Raw genomic sequence first — 21,690 nt, 5'->3', positions numbered from 1 at the left:
TGAGCCTGTAGTTTTGGGGACGTGCACGCGTTCGATGTTCTGGGTGACCCGGTACGGCGTCGGATCCTGGAGCTGCTCGCCGACGGCGAGCGGTCCTCCGGTGAGGTCACGGCCGTCGTCCGGGAGGAGTTCGGGATCTCCCAGCCCGCGGTCTCGCAGCACCTGAAGGTGCTCCGCGACAGCGGGTTCGCGGTGGTGCGGGCGGAGGGGACGCGCCGGCTCTACGCCGTCGACGCCGCTCCGCTGCGGGAGATCGACGCCTGGCTCGACCGGTTCCGCCGGTTCTGGACTCCGCATCTGGACGCCCTGGCGACCGAGATCGCGCGGGGCAGGCGCGCACGCCGAAACGACGACTCAGGGAGCGAACCATGATCGAAGTCACGGGGCAGATCAACGCGGTCCGGCGCGCGGTCGGCGAGCGGGTACTGGAGACCGGCACGGCGCGCACCGCGACGGTCAGCCAGGTCTACGACACCGACGTCGAGGACCTCTGGGACGCCGTCACCAATCCCGAGCGCATCCCGCGCTGGTTCCTGCCCGTCTCCGGCGACCTCCGGCTCGGCGGCCGGTACCAGCTCGAAGGCAACGCCGGCGGGACGATCGAGCGCTGCGACCGGCCCAAGGGCTTCGCCGCGACCTGGGAGTACGGCGGCCAGACGTCCTGGATCGAGGTCCGCCTCACCCCGGAGGCGGACGGCCGGGCGCGGTTCGAGCTGGAGCACATCGCCCACGTCGGCGACGACATCTGGGACCAGTTCGGCCCCGGCGCCGTCGGCATCGGCTGGGACCAGGGCCTGCTCGGCCTCGCCCTGCACCTGGCGACCGGCAAGAGCGCCCCGGACGAGGTCGGCCCCGACTGGTCCCTGTCGGACGAGGGCAAGGAGTTCACCCGGCAGAGCGGCGAGTCCTGGTTCACGGCGCACGTCGCCGCCGGCGCCGACGAGGCCGCCGCCCGCGCCGCCGCCGACCGCACCATCGCCGCCTACACGGGCGAGGCGGAATGACCCTTCGGACGTGACGCCGCTCCGGCGTCCCCTGTCCGGCGCCGGTCAGCCGTAGAACGCGCTCTGCCTCGCCTTTCCCGGGCCTTGGAGCGCGGCTCGGCAGAATGACGCGGATGGACGTGAGGATGGGCGTCCGCGTCGAGGGAGTCGTGCAGGGCGTCGGATTCCGGCCGTTCGTGCACGGGCTCGCCACCGGCCTCGGGCTGTCCGGGCTCGTCGGCAACGACGCGGGCGGCGTGTTCATCGAGGTCGAAGGCGCACCCGACGAGATCGGCCGCTTCCTGGACGGGCTGCGCGCGCGCCCGCCGCGGCTCGCGGTCGTCGAACGCCTCACCACCCGTCGGCTGGACGTGCGCGGGCGGGCCGGCTTCACGATCGTGGGCAGCGACGCGTCGGGGGAGCGCCGGGCGCTCGTCTCCTGGGACTCCGCGACCTGCGACGACTGCCTGCGCGAGATGCGCGACCCGGGCGACCGGCGGTACGGATACCCGTTCATCAACTGCACGAACTGCGGGCCGCGCTTCACGATCGTGAAGGACGTCCCGTATGACCGTCCCAACACCACCATGGCCGGCTTCGCGATGTGCGGGGCGTGCGCCGCCGAGTACGCGGATCCGGCCGACCGCCGGTTCCACGCCCAGCCGACGTGCTGCCCCGCCTGCGGCCCTTCCCTCATCCTGCACACGCCCGGCGACCACCGTGGGGTCGTTCGCGACCTCCATGTCGCTTGTGGGTCGGGCCCGTATGGCGCTTCTGGGGTGTCTGGCGTCTGCGATCCGCATGCCACTTGGGGGGAGCCTGTTGTTCGCGACCCGCTGCAGGCTGCGCGTGATCTGCTCGCTGCCGGCGCCGTCCTCGCGGTGAAGGGCCTCGGCGGCTACCACCTCGCGGTGCGGGCGGCGTGCGGGAGTGCGGTCGCCGCGCTCCGCGCCCGCAAGCACCGCGAGGACAAGCCGTTCGCCGTCATGGTCCCCGACCTGGCCGCCGCCCGGAGCCTGTGCGCACTGTCCGACGCCGAGGAGGCGCTGCTCACCGGCCCGCGCCGCCCGATCGTGCTGGCGCGCCGTCGCCCGGACGCGGCACTCTCCGACGCCGTCGCACCCGGCGGCCGGTACCTCGGGCTCATGCTGCCCTACACCCCGCTGCACAACCTCCTCGTCACCGAACCGGTCGTGCTGACCAGCGGGAACATCTCGGACGAGCCGATCGCCCACCGGGACGCCGACGCGCTCGAACGCCTCAGCGGGATCGCCGACGGATTCCTGCTGCACGATCGCCCCATCCACACCCGCACCGATGACTCCGTGGTGCGCGTCTTCCGGGGACGCACGCTGCCGGTGCGCCGGTCTCGCGGCTACACGCCCGAGCCGCTCCCGATCGCGAAAGGGCGCTCCGTCCTGGCGTGCGGCGCCGAGCTGAAGAACACGTTCTGCCTGACCCGCGACGGCCGGGCGTTCCTTTCCCAGCACATCGGCGACCTGGAGAATTACGAGACGCTCCGCGCCTTCGAAGAGGGCATCGCGCATTTCCGGCGGCTCTTCGACATCGTCCCCGAACTCATCGCCTACGACCCGCATCCCGAATACCTGTCGACCAAATACGCGCTCGACCAGGATCTGCCGGTCATCGCCGTCCAGCACCACCACGCGCACATCGCCTCCTGCCTCGCCGACAACGGCCTTGACGGCCCGGTGATCGGCGTCGCGTTCGACGGCACCGGATACGGGACGGACGGCACGCTCTGGGGCGGCGAATTCCTCGTCGCCGACCTCCACGGTTTCGAAAGAGCCGGCCATTTGGACCCGGTTCCGCTGCCGGGCGGCGCCGCCGCGATCCGCGAACCCTGGCGGATGGCGGCCGCCTACGGCGTCCCCGAAGACCTCCCGGTGGCCGGACGCCCCGAGTGGCCGACCGTGGCGGAAATGGCGCGGCGCAGCGTCAACGCACCGCTCACCTCCAGCATGGGACGGCTCTTCGACGCCGTCGCCGCCGTCCTCGGCGTCCGTGACCGCGTCAACTACGAAGGCCAAGCCGCAATAGAACTGGAGCAGCGCGCCGACCACTCCGAACGTGCCGCATATCCGGCGGCCATCACCGGATCGGTGTCTTTCACCGTTGCCGGGGACGACCTACTGGACGCGGTGGTGACCGACCTGCGCGCGGACGTTCCCGTTCCGGTGATCGCCGCCCGCTTCCACAACGGCGTCGCCGCGCTGGTGGTGGACGCCGCGTCCCGAATACGCGAGAGGACCGGCCTCGGTGTGGTCGCTCTCTCCGGCGGCGTGTTCCAGAACATGCTCCTGCTGGAACGGACTGCATCGGGCCTCGCGGACGCAGGTTTCGACGTGCTGACCCATCACCGCGTCCCACCCAACGATGGCGGTATCAGCCTCGGCCAGGCGGCCGTGGCCACCGCCCGGCAATCTTGCGGTTGACCTCGCGTGCGGTGTCTTTCGCAGGGAGCCGGCTTGTATTCATCGAGCACGCCGCGTGGGTAGTCATGAGAGGCCATTTGCGCCAATGAGCCGCGCGGCGGCATAGGGGACGGCATGATCATCCCATGGTGGACATGGACGGATTGGATGATTCGCTGGATCGGGAGCCGCTGTCATGGCGAGTACGGCGCTGGGCTGCACCGATGGCCATGGCCGCAGCGGTCGTGATGTCCATCGCCGCCGTGCAATTGCTGGCGGACGACCAAGACCCCTTCACGACGCCTCGCTCGGGCGACCAGCGCCCGCGCTTCATGCTCACGGTGCAGCGAATGGCGGATGCTCGGCAGGATGAAGGCCCCGCGCCATGGTTCGAGGTGCTCGCCTTCCAGCCGGACGGACGACCACGGCTGGTGGGCTCGGTCGAGCGCCCTCCGTCCGCCGGCGAAGCCCAGACAATCCTCGCGGGCCCCAAAAGGACTTTCATTGTCGCCGCCACACGGAAGAAGCCGTGCGAGTCGCGGTTCTATCGAGGCGAGTTGGGCGCGGACGGCAAGGTGAGGAGCATCAAGCCATTTCACCATGGCGCCGTCCCGGCCCTCGTTGCCGGATTGGCGCTGAGCCTGGACGGTGACCGCCTCGCCTACACGACGGCTCCGTGTACACGAGACGGCGAGCGCCCTCCGGAGCCGCGCGCCAACGTGACCGTCCTCGACATCGACTCGGGCCATCGCCGCACCTGGACGACGGCGACCCCGTCGGTTATCGGTCAGATCGTCTGGGCCCAGGACGGTCGGACGCTCGGCTACACCATCGGCGACGTCCACATCGGGTCTGTTCCCGGAGCCGAAGTTCAGCCTGGGCAGGCGCTGCAGCCGGATATGCCTGTCGAAAGCAAGATCCAGGGTGTCACCGTGCACGCGCTCGACACTGACGAGCCTGGGACAGACGTCCGTGCGGGTCGGGTCCTGTTCCGTCAGTCGGATGACTCCCTGATCACATCCGCGGTGATGAACCCGGACGGCCGCACCGGCTACGGCGTCATGAAGAAGAAAGAATCGTCGAGCACCGTCATCTTCTCTTTCTCCGAGGGGAGACCGATGCGTGTCACGAGTACCATCCCGCGAAAGCCGAATGTCGCATCAGCAGTTGTCCTCGGCTCTGACGAGCCTCTATACGCTTGTCTGAACGGCCTCGATTCGTTCGGGAGGGTGATCGAAGGCGGCTTCTCTGCAAACCTGTCCAGAAGTGGGGGTTGCGGAGCCGACTACATCTTCTGATGCCTGCTGCCGGATGGCTGGTTGCGAGTGCTCAAACGGCCCCTTCATTCCCTTGACGCCTATGTTTGATGCTTTGCCTGTGGGGAGTCTGGCCGCGCCATCCAGCTCGTCATGGTCACGGCTCATGGGAGGTCGAGGTCGCCCAAGGTGAGCGCGACATCGAGTGCTGGGCGATGCTGCTGGTACTGCCTCCGGGTTGGTTGGGTGACCTCGGCTTCTTCCTCGCTTGAACGGCCTTGTCGGTGTCGGACGGTCGTATGGCGGATGGCTTCAGTGTTTGGTAGGGCCGTCCGCTCCAATCCAGCGATCTTCACTGCTCCCGTGGTTTCCCGGAAGGTACGGAACTCGGGAGGCGCTAACGCAGGGTCTCCTCGCGCCAGTCCGTTTTGTGGGGATTGAGTGCGCGTCCGTGTCGGTGGCGGCTGGCCAAGCTTGGCTCGCATGATCTTCCACTGAGCCAGGCCAACCGTAGATCGTCTCGGGTTGCTAGCGAGTGTTCTGTTGTTGCTCAAGGTTGCGGCGGTCTTTTGCCGGATTAGTGTGGTTTCTGTGGGTGCCCGGTTGCGGTGGCCCCTGACAGGTCGGCGCGGACGCTTCGGTCGCTGTGGGCCGGAGTCACTTCGGCTGGGCTCGGCGGCAGGGGTTTGGTGATTCGGCTGTGGGTCTGTGCATGGTTGCTGTCCCCGGGGCCTACGGCCCCCGAGAACTTCGGCTAGGTGACCGGGTTTCCCTTTCTATGCCCGGAAGGGGTGAAATCTCCCGCAACGCGGCCAGCCTCCAAGACGGGCAAATTGTTTTCCAGAACGACTGTACGACAGCGTGACTGTTCGATAACATAGAGTTATGTGTTCGAGTGAGATCGATACCGCGTCGATGTCCACCAGCCAACTGGTGCACGCGGCCGCCTCGATCGCCACCGAACTCGCCACCCGCCCCGCCCCCGAATCAGCAGCGGCGTGCCTGGAACTCACCGAAACCCTCGCCACCGCCACCGACCTGCATGAAGCCGCCCTGTCGGAATTGATCGGCGCCGTCGACCGGTCCCGCGAAGTGCAGCGGTGGGGATACCCCTCCACCCGATCCTGGCTGCGGTCCCGCCTCGGCATGCGCGAAGCCCGCGCCAAGGAACGCCTCACCCTGGCCCGCCAGCGCCACCGCGTCCCCGAGATGACCGAGCGCTGGACCACTGGTCACCTCTCCAACGGCTACGCCGCCACCATCGCCGACGCCGTCACCCGACTCGATGACGATGACTGCGGTAAAGCCGAAGACATCTTGCTGGGCATGGTCGACCAGGGCTTCTCCGCCGGGAAGGTCGCCAGCTTCGGTAAGCGGATCCGCGATGTCATCGCCGAACGCGACGGCACCGAACAGGCCCCCGAAGACGTGGCGCGCGGCTACGAACAATCCTGGATCGACTCGACACGGTCCCTCGACGGTGGCCGCTACATCAAGGGCTGGCTGAACGCCGAAGACGCCGCCATCTGGGACGGCACCCTCGGGCCGCTGGCCAAACCCGCAGGAACCGACGACCACCGCGACCTGTCCGAACGCACCGCCGCCGCACTCACCACAGTCCTGTCGGGCGGGCACAAGGCCACCAAGGTCACCGTCATCTGCGACCTGGACACCCTCACCGGCGGCCAAGCCCCCGCACGCCTCACCGACGGAACCCCCATCCCCGCCGCCCAAGCCCGCCGCATCGCCCTCAGCGCAGGGGTGTCTCCGCTCCTGCTCGGCGGCGGCAACACCCCGCTCTACCTGGGCCACCGGGTCCGGTTCGCCACCGCCCCACAGCGCCAAGTCCTGGAGACCCTGTACTCCACCTGCGCCGTCCAGGGCTGCGAAGTCCCCGGGACGCTGTGCGAGGTCGACCACGTCAACGGCTGGGCCCTCGGACGAAGCCCCACCGACATCGACAAGCTCGCCCTCACCTGCGGCTGGCACAACCGCTTCAAGCACACCCACCCGCACCAGATCACCATCACCAAAGACCCGACCGGACGCTACCGCTACCGCCTCCTCCCACCCGACACCCCACCACCCACCCCTCAAACACCACCCGCCACCAAACTCTGGACCACCACCACACACCACGCCCACCCACGCCCCCGCCGCACCCGACCAACCACCCCCAGAAGCCGCCGCCAAACCGCCGGCCCCTAACGCCAACTGCAGAGGAGCCAAAGCGAGTACCGCCTCACCCTGAAGCAGATCCATCGGCGACTTCGGCGACCTAATACCAGCGGCAGGGGAGTCAAAGCGGGTAGCGCCCAAGGGATGTCAGGTGCGGAGTTCCTTGGCAGCCGTCCGATCTTTGATGGATGTCCAGTCCTTTAGCGACTTCACGTCCGCGGCTCGGTGTGCGGGGTTCCGTGCGTTCTTCGTAGCTCCGCCACCGACATCGTGATGGTCAAGGCACAGGGGGCGACCAGCGTGATGCGGCCGTTCTGGTCAGGAACAGGCCACCTGCCGCCGCGCCCGCGCGAGCCGAGGACGCTGCCGAGCCAGCCACCGGTCACGAACTGCCGAGCTAGGAGACGGAGATCCGGGCTAAAAGATGTGCACGCGACGGGCCTGGACGTCGAGACCCCCAGTACGACGGTCGCCCTCTCCTAACCCCCCCGCCAGAAGGTGACGCGGTGCCCGGCGCGGACGCCATCGTCGGCGGCTACACCGCCCAGCAGGCCGACACTGGACGGTCCGCAGTGCGCCGACCTCGCGCTGCCCGTTCTCGCGGGACGCGTCGCCTGCGAGGTCCCCGCCCCGCCAGACGGTGAGCGCCTCGGGGACCCTGCTCCCGCGCCCGCCGGACGAGCGCGAGGTCGCGGCGGCCGTGGCGCGGGAGCCGCGCGCACACCGCCTTGACGGGCCGATGAGGACGAGGGCAATGAACAGGTGCTGCTTCTGGCCGACCGGACAGCTGGGTTTGTCGCAGGTCGGCGGGCCGCTGATCGTGGTGGGCGCGGGCCTGCCGCACCACGCCGATCTTGCGCCACTTCCGTCCCCCGGTCCTCAGTTCGGGTGGGGGGCGCGGCACGGCGGTCACGTCCGGCGGGGAGTGGTGTAATAGTTGATCTTCGTGTGAGCCTGTTGTCGCAGGTTAAGCAGCGAGCTCGCGGTTGTCGATGGTGTGGTGCCTGCCGTCCTCCTCGTGCAGCCCGAGTTCTGGCCGGAAACTGCAGGCCCATGTGGTGGCCAACCCCGGTCCACTCGGCTGTCTGCTCCATCAGCACGACGTCAACGAGGCGGAGGAGCGCGGCTCGAGCAGGGAAGATCCCGACCCACCTCGGTCCGCTGGCGAATCTCCTCATCCGGCTGCCTTCGAATTGTTGGCCCTGCTCCGCCGCCATGGCTGCGACGGCAACGCGGTGGAGGCTCAGCAGACCGGGTTCAGAGCCTGGTCCAGGTGCTCTGTCGCGTCAGGAGGCTTGTCCTTCAGCACGGGCTTCCTCGGCGGCGGGCCTCGAAGAGGGGGGCGCGGCCGGAGCCTTACTGCGCACGGCGAACGGGTCGGACCGCCCGTCGCGCCGGGCGGCTTGCGCCTCCTGGTGGACGGGTCAGCCCGCCCCGTCACACTGTCCGGCGGGCGGCTCGGGTCACCTCGTGGGGGGCTGGCCGCTCCTCCGCCTCGCGCCGCGCGCGGGACCCGCCCTCGCGCCGGTTCGCCTCGCGCTGGCCGGGTTCGCGGCGGGGGCCGTCCTGCGCCGCGCTCGAACCAGTCCGGCTGCTCCGACCACCAGGACCCCTCGGGCCACTGGGGTTCCTCGGACCAGCTCGCCTCCCAGACTGCCGGTCTCGATGAGGGGTCTGGTCGAAGATGGTGCGTACCAGCGTGGCCACCCACGGCTGGCAGCACTTGGGTCATCCTGGTCAGCCGCAGCTAATGTGCGCTCGGCAGCGGTGGCCTGATCACCTCGACCCGTTCGGCATGGGCTGGCCACCCTCACGCACCTTCCGGGGCGGGGTGTCGAGCATCTAGTGCATTTCGCTGACCTGGAGATGCCAGCCGCTGCGGCGATCACCCAAGCAGCTATGAGGTGGATAACCCTCTGACCAGGGCCTGATCGACCCGGCGACGCCGCTTCGGAAGCGATTCCGGGAAGTAGGACTCCGCACCATGCTGTCCATGGCGTGTGCTCTTATCCTTCGGTCCTGGTGGCGTTTCACGTCACGGCGCCATGCCCCTCGCCGACCAGGGGCTTCGCAGGCTTCCGTCGGGCGACCATCGGTCTGTCCGGTGCAAGGTGGTCGCTTGCCGATCGGCATGTCGGTATGTCGCCAGGTGAAGGCTGGCGGCGCGACGGATGCTCTCGCGAAGCTTCACGAGAGTGGCCTAGTGCGCTGATCACATACGTTCGCCGGGTTGGTGACACGCCGGTCGGGGTCCGTGGGACCGCGGAGGACGTCGCCTTCCCGTCCGGGACGACGGGCAAGACCGGAACGGCGGAATTCGGGGAAGGTGGCGACCCGCCCACCCGCGCATGATTCATCGACTACCGCGCCGACCTGGCGTTCGCCGTGAGCGTTGAGGGCGGAGGGACAAGCGCCGAAGCCGCTGCCTCCATCGCGGACGCGATTCCTCAAGGCCACCGGGTGAGGAGCCGAGGGCAGGCCGCCGTCCTCGCGGCCGAGGTGCTCACCGTGCCTGTTGAGCTCTTGAGGCCGACCAGGCCGTCCAGCCCCGGCTGAGCACATACGCGGCCAGCAGCATGAGCGTGACCACTCCGTCGGCGATCAGCGCTGCGCCGGCGCCGTCGGTCTCGCTGCCGAAGGACAGGGCGGCCAGGGTCAGGCCGAGTTTGTTGAGGATGGCGAGCTCCCAGATCCCGGCGTAGAGCCGGGGGCGGTAGCCCAGCAGCAGGAACACGCCCGCGAAGACACCGAAACCGAGCATGCGCCAGGTCTCGACCATGCGTGTGGCGGGTCCGGCGTCCGCGACGTCGCCCACTGCGCCGGCCACCGCGGCGGCGGCCCCGGCGGCAGCGAGGACGAGCAGGGCCCGCGCGACGCGGTCACGGATCCGCGCGGAGCCGGTGTCGGTCTCGACGTGAATGGATTGGGCACGAGCGGGCATCGATGTCACCTTTCTCCCTAACGGTGTTAGGACGCTACCCTAACAGCGTTAGGGTGAACTGGAAAGGCGGGACGGATGGCTTCCCACGCACTGAGTCGGCTCACCCCCCGAGCCCGGGAGATCGTGCAGACCGCGCGGCAGCTCCTCGAGCAGGAGGGCCCCGATGCGCTATCGATGCGTCGGCTCGCCGCCCAGCTCGGGATCCGCGCCTCCTCGATCTACGAGCACCTCCGCGACAAGCAGGCACTGGAGGCGGCGCTGATCTCGGTCGGCTTCGAGGAGCAGGCCGAACTGTTCGCGCAGGCCGTCCATCGATCCGACGCGCCGATCGCCGCCCTCACCGCCGCGTACCGCGACTTCGCGCGCCGCCAGCCGAACCTCTACCGGCTGATGACCGAGCGGCCCCTGCGCCGCGACCTGCTCACCCCCGGCGTCGAGGAGGCGGCCGCAATGCCGCTTCTCGACGCCACCGGCGGTGACCACGAACGCGCACGGGCCATCTGGGCCTTCACGCACGGCATGGTCATCCTCGAACTGAACCAACGCTTTCCACCCGACGCGGATCTCGACACCACCTGGCACAAGGGCATCGACGCGTTCCACGATGCGGGCAGCTAATGCGGTGTCCATGAACGTTTGCCGGTTTGGTCACGTTGCCTTGGTGCGTGGGCGGGCCAAGCGTTGTTGTCGTTCGCTGCGGATGCGGGCGCGTTCGCGGCGTTGGCGGCCAGGGCGTCGGGGTGGCGGGCGTTGGCGTTGCGCCACCGCAGGGACGCGTGCAGCCTGCGGGCGAGCACGGTGTGGTCGGGATGGCTCGTATCGCCCATCACACGAAGGTCCGCAAGGGCCCGAACTGTGCTTCGGTCGGGTTCGCCCACGAGGCGTAGGTCGGTGTCAGGCACAACTCGACCTTGTTCTTGTTCGCCCAAGTGCGGATCGCCGGGGTCTTGTTCGCCGACAGGTTGTCCATGATCACGTAGATGGGTGCGCCGTCGGGGCGCGCGGCCCGGATCGACTTGAGCGCGGCGAGTGAGTGATCGCCGCCCTTGCGTCTGCGGATCACACCCCCAACTGGTCATCGCCCAGGGAGTAAAAACCGTGGAGGTAACGGACGCCGTGGGTGCGCCGGTAGGTCGCCGGCAGCCGGTCCGGCCGGGACGGCGCGCCCACGCCGACACGTGGCATGGGCGGATCGATAGCGGCCCGAACTGGTCGAAAACGAAAGTCCGATCGGGGAAACGGCTGGTGACGTGCTTGATGCGATCCAGCTTGGCATCGGAGTCCGGATCGGACGATTCCTTCCAGGCCCGGGTGCGCTCGAAGGAGATTGCGCGTGAGCCGCAGGATCTGCCGGAGCCGTTCCAGGCCGATATCGATGGTGCGAGGGGCCCCGGCCGCCAGATAATCGGCGAGCTTGCGGACGCTTCAGTGCGTGAACGGACGTTCCAGCTCGACCGGATGCGTGGTGGCCGTCTCGACGATGAAGGCGATGTCATCGTTGCTGATCAGGCGGGGACGGCCGGCCGCCCACTTAGGGGCCAGGCAGGCTAGCCCGCGCTCGTTGAACGCGTGGATCACATCCCGGACGGTGTCTTCTTCCGCGGCGACCAGCCGGGCAATCGCCGACACCGGTGTCCCGGACGCAGACGCCGTGATCATCATCGCCCGGCGAATCCGGATCGACTCGCCTTTGCCTCGCCGCATGATCTGGGTCAACCGCTGACCTTCTTGGTCAGTCAGTTGCCGTGCCCGAACCGGCTCTGCCGCCCGATGGCCTCACTCTCAACAGCGATGTGGTCGCTATCGAGACTGAGGCCGGCAAACCCCGCGACCGGGTGTCACCAACCCTGCGAACGCATGTGGTCACCGCATTAGGTGGTGGGGCTGATGCAGTCAGGCCGGTGTCGGGGATGGTGGTGTTCGTCAGCGGGTGCGGACGTCGGCTCTGCCCGTGTGCAGGTAGCGGGCGCGGCCTTCGTCGTCGTCGCCCAGGAAGGCGACGGGGCCGTGGCCGGGCTCTGCAGGCAGTAGGGAGTCTCCTCGCCAGCTGAGCAGTTCCGTCCGGTAGGGCTTGTCGCCGAGTTCTACCGCGAGGCCGAGGGGGATCTGCTCAAGCCACAGCCGTCCCTGGTCGTCCGTGCTCACCGTGGTTTCGCTTGTGCTCGACCGGTAGACGCCCGTGTAGCGCCGGGCGTCCAGGCGTGCTGTGGGGTTCGGGACGGGCTCGGCGGGCACCTCGACGATTCTGCCCAGGATCTCCTTCATCAGCGGCTTGCGGTCGCCGCCGTTGGTGAAGACCGCCACGCACACGTCGCGGTCGGGGTCGATCCGCAGGACGGCCGACTGCCCGATGGTGTTGCCGTCGTGGCCGAATACCAGGCCGCCCGGCAGGTCGTAGAGCGTCCAGCCCAGGCCCCAGGCCGTCCCCCAGTCGATGTCCGGTAGGGCGACCTGCGGCTCCCGCATGGCCCGCAGGCTGTCGTCGGTGAGATGCGACCGGGCGAAGGCCAGCAGGTCGCGCGGGGTCATGGCGAGCATCGACCCGGCGGGTGCGTTCGAGCGGGCCATCGCCCAGACCGGGGCGGGACGTCCGTCGAGGTGCCCCACTGCCGCGCGGTGCAGGATCGCCTCGTACGGATCGGTCGCCGCGTGCGTCATGCCCAGGGGCGTGAACAGGTGGTCCCGCATGCACTGGTCGAACGGCTCGCCCCGCACTACCTCGACGATCCGCCCGAGCACGCTGTAGCCCGCGTTGTTGTAGGAGAACATCTCCCCGGGCTCGAAGATCTGCGGCACGTCGGCCAGCAGTTCGACGTACCTTTCCAGGCAGTCGTCTCCCTTGCCCGTGTCGGTGAACACGTCTCCCTCGAACCCGGCCGTGTGGCACAGCAGCTGCCGGACGGTCGCCTTCCGGAACCCGGGAAGGTAGCTGTCCACCGGGGCGTCGAGTTCCACCAGCCCTTCGGTGACGAGCCCCATCACCAGTGTCGCCGTCAGCGTCTTGGTGACCGACCCGATCTGGAACACCGAGTCGACCGTCGCCTCCACCCCGGTCGCGGTGCTCAGTACCCCCGCTGCGGCCTCGACCACCTGGCCTCCGGCGTCGACGGCGACCGCCACCCCGGGTACCCCGTAGCCCTCCGCCAGCCCCGGCAGCCGCTCCCGCAGCCACCCCTCGACCTCATCGATCTCCATCCTCATTCGCCCACCGTAGACGGCTTCGAGTGGATTGCCTGGTCGGATCCTTTCGGCCCCTTCGCGGTGGGGTGGCGGCCACGAATCGTGATCGTGGTCAGTACGTGGGATCGCTTTGGCGGATCGGGTGGGGGTGTGCTCGGCGCTTCCTTGTGGCCTGGCGTCGAGTGCTGGCTAGGGCAGGTGCCGTGTAGTGGTGTTTATTCGATTGTCTTGGGTGTATGCCTCTGAGGATTTCATTTTCGGGACGTCAGGTATGTGCTGTCGTTGGCTGTGGTGCGGTCTTCTCGTTGGTGTGACATTGACGGGTTGCATCCGCGATTACGGACGCATTCCCGGTGGTTTCATCGGGGTGCGTGGTCTGTTAGAGGTTGCCCATGGCTCTTGTGGCGGTGATCTCTATGACCACTCGGTTCGGGTTGGGGCGCGGGGGCTTGTAGCGGGCCGCATAGCGGTGTTCGGCGTCGGCCACGGAGGACGGGTCGGTTCTCAGGACGGCGCGGCCCTCGATGGTGGCCCAGCGGCGGCCGTCCACTTGGGAGACGGCCACCGGGAGGCCCTCCTCGCCGGCGCGGGCGACGTGGCGGGCCTTCGCCGAGGTGGACGAGGTGATCACGCGGACGGTGGTGCCGTCCAGGGTGGCGCCCACCGGGACGGCGTGCGGGGTGCCGTCCCGGCGGACGGTGACGAGCGTGCAGATGCGGCGGTCGCGGAAGAACGCGATCAGGCGCTCGTCGTCCAGGGTCAGGTGGTGTTTGCCGGTCACCGGCCGGATCCTAGACGGCGGCCAGTTCCGCGCAGAGGGCGGGGACGGCCTCGGCGATCGGGGTGCGGATCACCTCGTCCGCCAGGTCGTCGTAGGGGGTCGGGTCGCGGTTGACGATGATCAGGCGGGCGCCGCACTCGGCGGCGATGGCGCAGAGGCGGGCGGCGGGGTCCACGGTCAGGGAGCTGCCGATCGCGATGAAGACCTCGGAGGCGCGGGCGATGTTGCCCGCGAGGGAGAGGGTGTCGGAGTCCAGGTACTGGCCGAACAGCACGATGGAGGGCTGCAGGACGCCGCCGCAGGACGGGCAGGCCGGGTCGTCCTCGCCGCGGGCCAGGACGTCGGCGGTCGCCGACGTGGCGCGGCATCGGGTGCAGGACGTGGTGGCGAGCGTGCCGTGGAGTTCCAGGACTTTGCGGGGCGTCGAGCCGGCCTTCTGGTGGAGGCCGTCGACGTTCTGGGTCAGGATCCGGACGGCCTTCGTCTTCTCCAGGTCGGCCAGTGCCCGGTGGGCGGCGTTCGGGCGGGCGTCCCGGTGCAGGTCGAGGGTGCGCCAGAAGCGGCGCCGGACCTCGGCGTCGTTGGCGAAGTGCTTGCGCGTGAACAGCGCGGCCAGTTCCGGGTCGCGGGTCCACACGCCGGACGGGCCCCGGTAGTCCGGGATGCCGGAGTCCGTGGAGATGCCCGCGCCGGTCAGCACGCCGATTCGTCCTGTCATGGGGGAGAACGTACGGGCGCGGAGGTGAGGGACGCGACCCCTTTTTCGGACTGGCGAGGAATGCGGGCCTTATGATTAGTTAGCGGAGGAAACTACTTGACGGGGGGTGGGCCGGCGTGCCGTCCAAGCACTATCCGTGGATCGCGCTGAGCAACACGACGCTCGGCATGCTGCTGGCCACGGTCAACTCGTCGATCGTGATCATTTCCCTGCCGGCGATCTTCCGGGGCATCCGGCTGAATCCGCTGGAGCCGGGCAACGTCAGCTATCTGCTGTGGATCCTCATGGGCTACATGCTCGTGTCCGCGGTGCTGGTGGTCACGCTCGGCCGGCTCGGCGACATGTTCGGGCGCGTGCGAATGTACAACGCCGGGTTCGCGGTGTTCACGGTCGGGACGATCGTGCTGGCGCTCGATCCGCTGCACGGGAGCGCCGGGGCGCTGTGGCTGATCGGCTGGCGGGTGTTCCAGGGGATCGGCGGCGCCATGCTGATGGCGAACTCGGCGGCGATCCTCACCGACGCTTTCCCGGCGCACCGGCGCGGGATGGCGATGGGCGTCAACCAGGTCGCCGGGATCGCCGGGACGTTCATCGGGCTCGTGGCGGGCGGGCTGCTCAGCGAGATCAACTGGCGGCTGGTGTTCTTCGCGTCCGCGCCCATCGGGATCATCGGGACGGTCTGGGCCTACCGGAGCCTGGTCGAGACCGCGAAGAAGGCGGTCACCGCGAGGATCGACTGGCTCGGCAACGTCACGTTCGCGGTCGGGCTGACCGGGCTGCTCGCCGCGATCACCTACGGCATCCAGCCCTACGGCGGGCACGACATGGGCTGGACGAACCCGTGGGTGCTCGCCGGGATCATCGGCGGGATCGCCGTGCTGGCGCTGTTCTGCTGGATCGAGACCAAGGTCGAGCAGCCGATGTTCCAGCTCGGCCTGTTCCGCATCCGGGCGTTCACGGCCGGGAACGCGGCCGGGCTGCTCGCGGCGATCTCGCGCGGCGGGATGCAGTTCATGCTGATCATCTGGCTGCAGGGCATCTGGCTGCCGCTGCACGGCTACGACTACGCGGACACGCCGCTGTGGGCGGGCATCTACCTGCTGCCGCTCACCGCCGGGTTCCTGGTGGCCGGGCCGCTCTCCGGGCACCTGTCCGACCGGCACGGGGCGCGCGCGTTCGCGTCCGGCGGGCTGGTGCTGTCGGCGGCGGCGTTCGCCGGGCTGCTGATGATCCCGACCGACTTCGGGTACGCCACGTTCGCGCTGCTGATCTTCCTGAACGGGGTCGGGTCGGGGCTGTTCGCCGCGCCCAACACCACGGCGATCATGAACTCGGTCCCGGCGGACCAGCGCGGGGTCGCCTCCGGCATGCGCGCCACCTTCATGAACGCCGGCATGGTGCTGTCGATCGGCGTGTTCTTCTCGCTGATGATCGCGGGGCTGTCCGACACGCTGCCGAAGACGCTGACGCAGGGGCTCACCCAGCACGGTGTCCCGGCCGGGCCCGCTGCACAGGTCGGTGAGCTGCCGCCGGTCGGCACGCTGTTCGCCGCGTTCCTCGGCTACAACCCGATCCAGAACCTGCTCGCGCCGTTCCACGTGCTCGCCGGCCTGGCGCCGGACGACGTCGCCACCCTGACCGGACGGTCGTACTTCCCGCATCTGATCTCCGAGCCGTTCCACCACGGCCTCGTCATCGTCTTCAGCCTGGCGATCGCGATGTCGCTGGTCGCGGCGGTGGTGTCGCTGCTGCGCGGGCGCCGGTACGTGCATGAGGACGCGCACGGCGAGCCCGCGCTGCAGCGGGCCGGGCGGAACGCCGCCTAGCCGCGCGGGCCCCGCCCCCGGCCGGTCCGGTCTCAGGTCACGAGGCCGTTGCGGTCGGGGGCTTTTCGCCGCCCGCCATTGACACTGTTCCGCAAACGTTTTCATAATCTCCGCCATGAGCGCAGACGGAACCCGGGCCTCGATCCGGGCGGTGGCGAGCCTGGCGGGGGTGTCGCCCTCGACGGTCTCGCGCGCGCTGAACTCCCCGGAGCTCGTGAACGCCGAGACCCGGCGCCGCGTGCTGGAGTGCGCCGAGCGCCTCGGCTACCAGCCGAACCGCGCGGCGCAGTCGCTGGTCCTCGGGCGGACCCGCAATGTCGGGCTGATCGTCCCCGACATCGCCAACCCGTTCTTCGCCCCGTTCATCAAGGGCGTCGAGGCGTACTTCCGCGACACCGACTTCGCGGTGTTCCTGGCCGACACCGACGAGGACACGGCGACGGAGGTCCGGCTGGCCGAGGCCATGGTCGAGCGGGTGGACGGGCTGATCCTGTGCGCCCCCCGCATGTCCGGGACGCGGCTGCGCGCCGTCGCGGCCAAGACCAGCGTGGTGCTCGCCTACCGGACCAGCCGCGGGACCCCGGCCGTCCTGCCGGACTTCCAGCCCGGCCTGGAGCAGGCCGTCGCGCACGTCCACGCCCTCGGCCACCGCCGGTGCGCGTACCTGTCCGGCCCGGCCAACTCGTGGTCGAACCGGCAGCGCCGCAGGTTCCTCGGCGCGGCCTGCGCGGAACGCGGCATCGAGCTGGTGGACCTCGGCCCGTACGAGCCGCGGTTCACCGGCGGGTACCGGGCCGCGGACGAGGTGGTCGCGGCGGGCGTCACCGCCGCGTTCGGCTACAACGACCTGGTCGCGCTCGGGGTGCTGTCACGGCTCACCGAGCGCGGCGTGAGGGTGCCCGGTGATCTGAGCATCGTCGGGTTCGACGACATCCCGATGGCGTCGATGACCAATCCGCCCCTGACCACGGTGGCCATGCCCGTCAGCGCGCTGTCGCGGGCGGCGGCCGCCACCGTGCACACCACGCTCGACCCGCGGGCGCCGAAGGCGCCTCCCCTCCCGCCGGCCGCCGAGCTGGCGACCCGACTCCTCATCCGAGGCACCACCGGGCCGGTGTGAACCCGGCCCAACCGCCAGGAGGACCCACCCCATGCGAACTCCTCGATCAGCCCTCCTCACCCTCGCCACCGCCACCGGACTGCTGCTGACCGCCTGCGGCGCGCCCGGCTCGGACGGCGGTTCCGCGTCCGAGCCGGCGGCCGGCGACGTCAAACTGCCGTCCAAGCCCGTCACCCTGAACATCATCGACGTCGCCGGGAACCTCCAGCTCACCCAGCAGATCTTCGAGAACTACAAGAAGGAGCATCCGAAGCTCGTCGGCAAGGTCACCTACACCAAGGCGACCGCGCCCGAGCTGGCCGGCAAGGTGAAGGCCCAGCAGGACGCCGGGCAGCTCGACATCGACCTCGTCCTGACCGGCACCGACGGGCTGTCCGCCGGGCTGGAGCAGAACCTGTGGGTCGACCTCCTCGGCAAGTACTCCGACAAGCTGCCGGACCTGGCGTCGCAGTACCTGGAGCCCGCGGCCAAGATGCAGGAGCTCGCCCAGGGCAAGGGCGTCACCGTGACGTACTACCCGTCCGGCCCGCTGCTGGAGTACAACCCGAAGACGGTGCCGAACCCGCCCAAGACGGCCGACGAGCTGCTCGCCTGGGCCAAGGCGCACCCGAACAAGCTGGAGTACGCCCGCCCGTCCAACTCCGGACCCGGGCGCACCTGGCTGATGGGCCTGCCCTACATCCTCAAGGACTCCGACCCCAAGGACCCGGCGAACGGCTGGGCCAAGACCTGGAAGTACCTGAAGGACCTCGACCAGTACGTCGAGTACTACCCGACGGGCACGACGCAGACGATGAAGGAGCTGGGCGAGGGCACCCGCGACATCGTCATCAGCACCACCGGCTGGGACATCAACCCGCGCGTCCTCGGCCAGGTGCCGAAGGACGTCAAGATCCAGGCTCTCGAAGGATTCACCTGGGTCACCGACGCGCACTACATGGTCGTCCCGAAGGGCGTCTCCGGCGAGAAGCTCGCCGTCCTACTGGACATGATGAAGTTCGCCCTCCAGCCGCAGCAGCAGGCGGTCACCTTCGACAAGGGCTACTTCTACCCCGGCCCCGCCGTGAAGGGCGTGACCCTGGACATGGCGCCGGCCGAGAGCCAGCAGGCGATCAAGGAGTACGGCCGTACGGAGTACGACAAGCTCATCGCCGACAACCCCAAGGCGCCGCCGCTGGACGCCAAGGCCCTCGTCGCCGCGTTCGACCGCTGGGACCGCGAGATCGGCGGGCAGAAGGTCAAGAAGTCATGACGGCCGGGGGCGCGGTGGAGAGCGCGGCAGGCGGCGCGGTGGGGAGTGCGGAGGAGAGTTCGGTGGAGGGGGACGCGCGGGCCGCGTTCGGGCGGCTTCGGCTGGACGGGGTCACGCGGCGGTTCGGGAAGGCGACCGCGCTCAGCGGCTTCGACCTGCGGATCGAGGGCGGCGAGTTCATCGCGCTGCTCGGCCCGTCCGGGTGCGGGAAGTCGACCGCGCTGAACTGCCTCGCCGGGCTGCTGCCGCTGTCGGACGGCGCGATCTGGCTGGACGAGGAGCGCATCGACACGCTCCCGCCGGAGAAGCGCGGGTTCGGGATGGTGTTCCAGAACTACGCGCTGTTCCCGCACCTGTCGGTCCGCAAGAACGTCGCGTTCGGGCTGTCGGTCCGGCGGGTCGGGAAGGCGGAGACGGCCCGCCGGGTGGACGAGGCGCTGCGCACGGTCGAGCTGACCGAGCACGCCGACAAGCTGCCCGGCCAGCTGTCCGGCGGCCAGCAGCAGCGGGTGGCGATCGCCCGCGCGATCGTGCTGCGGCCGAAGCTGGTGCTGATGGACGAGCCGCTGTCCAACCTGGACGCCAAGCTGCGCGTGCAGATGCGTACCGAGATCCGCCGCATCCACCAGACGCTCGGCCTGACCACCGTGTACGTCACGCACGACCAGGAGGAGGCGCTCGCGCTCGCCGACCGGGTCGTGGTGCTGCGGCACGGGAAGGTCGAGCAGATCGGCACGCCGGAAGAGGTCTACACGTACCCGGCCAGCACCTACATCGCCGGGTTCATGGGCTACCGGAACCTCCTGGAGCTGCCCGTCGTGTCGTCGGACGACCGGAAGGTGACCCTGGGGGAGGAGGGCGGGCTCACCCTCACCGGGATCGGGCAGCAGCCCATCACCGGGGAGCGGGCCGTCGCGGCCGTCCGGCCCGAGGACTTCAAGCTCCTTGGGGACGCCGCCCTCGGGGACGCCCCTCCAGGGGACGTTGCGGGGAACCGCATCGTCGTCCGGGTGGAGGTGTCGGAGTTCCACGGGCGCGAGGTCGCCGCCGAGGGCGTCACCGATGACGGACGGGTCGTCCACTTCAAGTCCCCGGAGCGGATCGCGCCGGGGGAGCGGGTGGCGCTGACCGTCCCGCCGGAGCGGGTGCTGGTGTTCGGGGAGAGCGTGCGGGAGGCCGCGGAGGCGCTCGACGAGCCCGTGGAGACGGGGGCCGCCGATGGTGGTTGAGGCTCCCGCCCGGCCCGAGGCGCCGGCGTCCGGGCGCGGGCGCGGCGGACTGCGGCACCGGCTCGCCGAACGCGGCGTCGACCGGGTGCTGCTCCTGCTGGTGCCCGCCGTGCTCATCATCGGGCTGCTGTTCCTCTACCCGATGCTGTACGGGGTGGGGCTGTCGCTGCAGCCGAAGAACGGCGGCGGCCCGCTGCGCAACTACGCCGACTTCTTCCAGGACTCCTACCAGCGCAGCACCGTGTGGAAGACGCTGAAGCTGGCGCTGCCCGCCGCGCTGATCAACGTCGGCGCGTCCGTGCCGATCGCGTACCGGCTGCGCGGCCGGTTCCGGGGGCGGCGGGTGCTGACGGCGCTGCTCGTCCTGCCGGTGACGCTCGGCACGGTCCTGGTCGCGGACGGCCTGCTCCGCTACCTCGGCCCCAAGGGCTGGTTCAACCGGGTCCTGCTCGACCTCGGTCTCGTGGACGAGCCGGTCCGGCTCATCTACAACTACTGGGGCGTGCTGTTCTCGCTGATCATCACCGGTTTCCCGTTCGCGTTCCTGCTGGTGCTGTCGTACATGTCGGGGATCGACCCGACGCTGGAGCGGGCCGCGGCCACGCTCGGCGCCGGGCCCTGGCAGCGGATGCGGCGGATCGTCCTGCCGCTGCTGGCGCCGGGCCTCGCGACGACGTTCGTGCTGGCGTTCGTGCTGGCGTTCTCGGTCTTCCCGTCCGCGAACCTCGTCGGCGAACCCGCCGGGGAGACGCGGGTGATGGCGATCGCGGCGTACCAGGCGGCGTTCGAGAAGTACGACTACTCGATGGCCTCGACCATCGCCGTGCTGATGGGCGTGTTCGAGCTGCTCGTCATCTCGGTCACGCTGCTGCTGCGCGGACGCCTCTACACCGGCCCCGCGACGGGAGGTAAGGGATCATGACCGCGGTCACGCGCCCTGCCGGGCTGCCCCGGGTGCGCCTGCGCAAGGGCCGGCTGAGCGGCTGGCTCGTCTGGATCGGCGTCGCGTTCTTCCTGGTCAACCTGTTCGCGCTGATCCTGTCGGTGGTCGTCAACTCGTTCGGGACCAAGTGGTTCGCCGGCTGGCTGCCGCAGGGCTTCACCGGCGCGTGGTACTCGGACGCGTGGGCGGAGTTCGCGCTCGGCGATGTCCTCACGGTCACGCTGGAGATCACACTGATCGTGGTGGCGCTGGCGCTGCTCCTCGGCGTCCCGGCCGGGTACGCGCTCGCGCGCCGCGACTTCCCCGGCAAGCGGATCGTGATGTTCCTGCTGCTGCTCCCGGTGCTGCTGCCGCCGATCACCTACGGGATCCCGCTCGCGACCGTCCTCTACAAGGTGCACCTGGCGGGGACGATGACGGGCGTCGTCGCGGCGAACCTCGTCCCGGCGCTGCCGTTCGTCGTGCTCGTGATGACGCCGTTCGTGGAGCAGATCGACGCGAACGTGGAGTCGGCGGCGCGGATGTGCGGGGCCCGGACCCGGCAGGTGTTCACCCGGGTGCTGGTGCCGCTGCTGCTGCCCGGCATCCTCGCCGCCGGGATCCTGGTGCTGGTCCGCACCGTCGCCATGTTCGAGCTGACGTTCCTGGTGGCGGACGCCGACAGCCAGACCCTGATCGTCGCGCTCTACAGCGCGGCGTTCACGCCCGGCATCCGCGCGGCGCAGGCCATCGACGCGATGGCCGTGATCTACATGGCGCTGTCGGCGGTGCTGCTGATCGTCGCGCTGATGTTCGTCAACCCGACACAGATCGTCGCCCAGGTGAGGGAGGCTCCGGCCGAATGAGCG

16 protein-coding genes and 1 pseudogene are annotated in these 21,690 nt (G+C 69.5%); 12 read left to right on the top strand and 5 right to left on the bottom strand.

Translation table 11 applies throughout. The features are described 5' to 3' along the window. Positions 1-21 precede the first annotated feature (21 nt). The 5 genes from AB0K34_RS22370 (at position 22) to AB0K34_RS22350 (ending at position 6,882) form a co-directional block, all read left to right on the top strand. Positions 22-372, top strand: coding sequence for a metalloregulator ArsR/SmtB family transcription factor (locus AB0K34_RS22370; protein WP_138640326.1), 351 nt, complete (start codon positions 22-24; stop codon positions 370-372). Beyond that, a complete protein-coding gene (locus AB0K34_RS22365) occupies positions 369-1,004 on the top strand; it encodes an SRPBCC family protein (RefSeq protein WP_138640325.1) in 636 nt (211 codons plus the stop codon). Before AB0K34_RS22370 ends, AB0K34_RS22365 begins: the two co-directional genes overlap by 4 nt. Positions 1,005-1,117: 113 nt before the next feature. Further along, on the top strand, positions 1,118-3,439 hold the full coding sequence (hypF, locus tag AB0K34_RS22360; protein WP_138640324.1) for a carbamoyltransferase HypF: 2,322 nt from the start codon (positions 1,118-1,120) through the stop codon (positions 3,437-3,439). Between the two features lie 125 nt (positions 3,440-3,564). Beyond that, positions 3,565-4,716 carry a hypothetical protein gene (locus AB0K34_RS22355; RefSeq protein ID WP_301177339.1) on the top strand — a complete coding sequence of 384 codons (1,152 nt, stop codon included), beginning with the start codon at positions 3,565-3,567 and terminating at the stop codon, positions 4,714-4,716. A gap of 843 nt (positions 4,717-5,559) precedes the next feature. Then, entirely contained in the window at positions 5,560-6,882 is a 1,323-nt protein-coding gene (locus AB0K34_RS22350) for an HNH endonuclease signature motif containing protein (RefSeq protein ID WP_301177338.1), read from the top strand. Positions 6,883-9,355: 2,473 nt separating this feature from the next. On the opposite strand, the gene AB0K34_RS22345 is transcribed toward AB0K34_RS22350, so the two are convergent. After that, positions 9,356-9,793 (bottom strand): hypothetical protein, encoded by a 438-nt coding sequence (locus AB0K34_RS22345; RefSeq protein ID WP_138641647.1) that lies wholly within the window; start codon positions 9,791-9,793, stop codon positions 9,356-9,358. A 123-nt stretch (positions 9,794-9,916) separates the two neighbouring features. Between AB0K34_RS22345 and AB0K34_RS22340 the strand changes: the two genes are divergently transcribed. Beyond that, positions 9,917-10,411 carry a TetR/AcrR family transcriptional regulator gene (locus AB0K34_RS22340; RefSeq protein ID WP_240808560.1) on the top strand — a complete coding sequence of 165 codons (495 nt, stop codon included), beginning with the start codon at positions 9,917-9,919 and terminating at the stop codon, positions 10,409-10,411. A 30-nt stretch (positions 10,412-10,441) separates the two neighbouring features. On the opposite strand, the pseudogene AB0K34_RS22335 reads toward AB0K34_RS22340, so the two are convergent. The 4 genes and pseudogenes from AB0K34_RS22335 to AB0K34_RS22320 all read right to left on the bottom strand — a co-directional run bounded on the left by AB0K34_RS22335 (position 10,442) and on the right by AB0K34_RS22320 (position 14,472). Continuing rightward, a pseudogene (locus AB0K34_RS22335) lies at positions 10,442-11,533 on the bottom strand (IS630 family transposase). A gap of 183 nt (positions 11,534-11,716) precedes the next feature. Further along, positions 11,717-12,994 carry a serine hydrolase domain-containing protein gene (locus tag AB0K34_RS22330; protein WP_301177337.1) on the bottom strand — a complete coding sequence of 426 codons (1,278 nt, stop codon included), beginning with the start codon at positions 12,992-12,994 and terminating at the stop codon, positions 11,717-11,719. Between the two features lie 358 nt (positions 12,995-13,352). Continuing rightward, positions 13,353-13,754: a TIGR03618 family F420-dependent PPOX class oxidoreductase gene (locus tag AB0K34_RS22325; RefSeq protein ID WP_301177336.1), complete on the bottom strand. Its 402-nt coding sequence runs from the start codon at positions 13,752-13,754 to the stop codon at positions 13,353-13,355. A gap of 10 nt (positions 13,755-13,764) precedes the next feature. Further along, entirely contained in the window at positions 13,765-14,472 is a 708-nt protein-coding gene (locus tag AB0K34_RS22320) for a Sir2 family NAD-dependent protein deacetylase (protein WP_301177335.1), read from the bottom strand. A gap of 116 nt (positions 14,473-14,588) precedes the next feature. Between AB0K34_RS22320 and AB0K34_RS22315 the strand changes: the two genes are divergently transcribed. From AB0K34_RS22315 to AB0K34_RS22290, 6 genes are all read left to right on the top strand, one after another. Continuing rightward, positions 14,589-16,298, top strand: coding sequence for an MFS transporter (locus AB0K34_RS22315; protein ID WP_364550584.1), 1,710 nt, complete (start codon positions 14,589-14,591; stop codon positions 16,296-16,298). 115 nt (positions 16,299-16,413) lie between these two features. After that, entirely contained in the window at positions 16,414-17,418 is a 1,005-nt protein-coding gene (locus tag AB0K34_RS22310) for a LacI family DNA-binding transcriptional regulator (protein ID WP_301176827.1), read from the top strand. 31 nt (positions 17,419-17,449) lie between these two features. Beyond that, positions 17,450-18,670 (top strand): extracellular solute-binding protein, encoded by a 1,221-nt coding sequence (locus AB0K34_RS22305; RefSeq protein WP_301176826.1) that lies wholly within the window; start codon positions 17,450-17,452, stop codon positions 18,668-18,670. Next, positions 18,667-19,899: an ABC transporter ATP-binding protein gene (locus AB0K34_RS22300; protein WP_301176825.1), complete on the top strand. Its 1,233-nt coding sequence runs from the start codon at positions 18,667-18,669 to the stop codon at positions 19,897-19,899. The genes AB0K34_RS22305 and AB0K34_RS22300 overlap by 4 nt, the downstream gene beginning before the upstream one ends. Then, a complete protein-coding gene (locus tag AB0K34_RS22295; RefSeq protein ID WP_301176824.1) occupies positions 19,889-20,821 on the top strand; it encodes an ABC transporter permease subunit in 933 nt (310 codons plus the stop codon). The genes AB0K34_RS22300 and AB0K34_RS22295 overlap by 11 nt, the downstream gene beginning before the upstream one ends. After that, entirely contained in the window at positions 20,818-21,687 is an 870-nt protein-coding gene (locus AB0K34_RS22290; protein ID WP_301176823.1) for an ABC transporter permease subunit, read from the top strand. Before AB0K34_RS22295 ends, AB0K34_RS22290 begins: the two co-directional genes overlap by 4 nt. The last annotated feature ends 3 nt before the right edge of the window (positions 21,688-21,690 follow it).

Origin of the sequence: Actinomadura sp. NPDC049382, assembly GCF_040677125.1 — a bacterium.
GTDB classification, from domain to species: Bacteria; Actinomycetota; Actinomycetes; order Streptosporangiales; family Streptosporangiaceae; genus Spirillospora; species Spirillospora geliboluensis.
The sequence above is the reverse complement of the archived record's forward strand: the minus strand, read 5'-3'. Positions and strand labels throughout refer to the sequence as shown.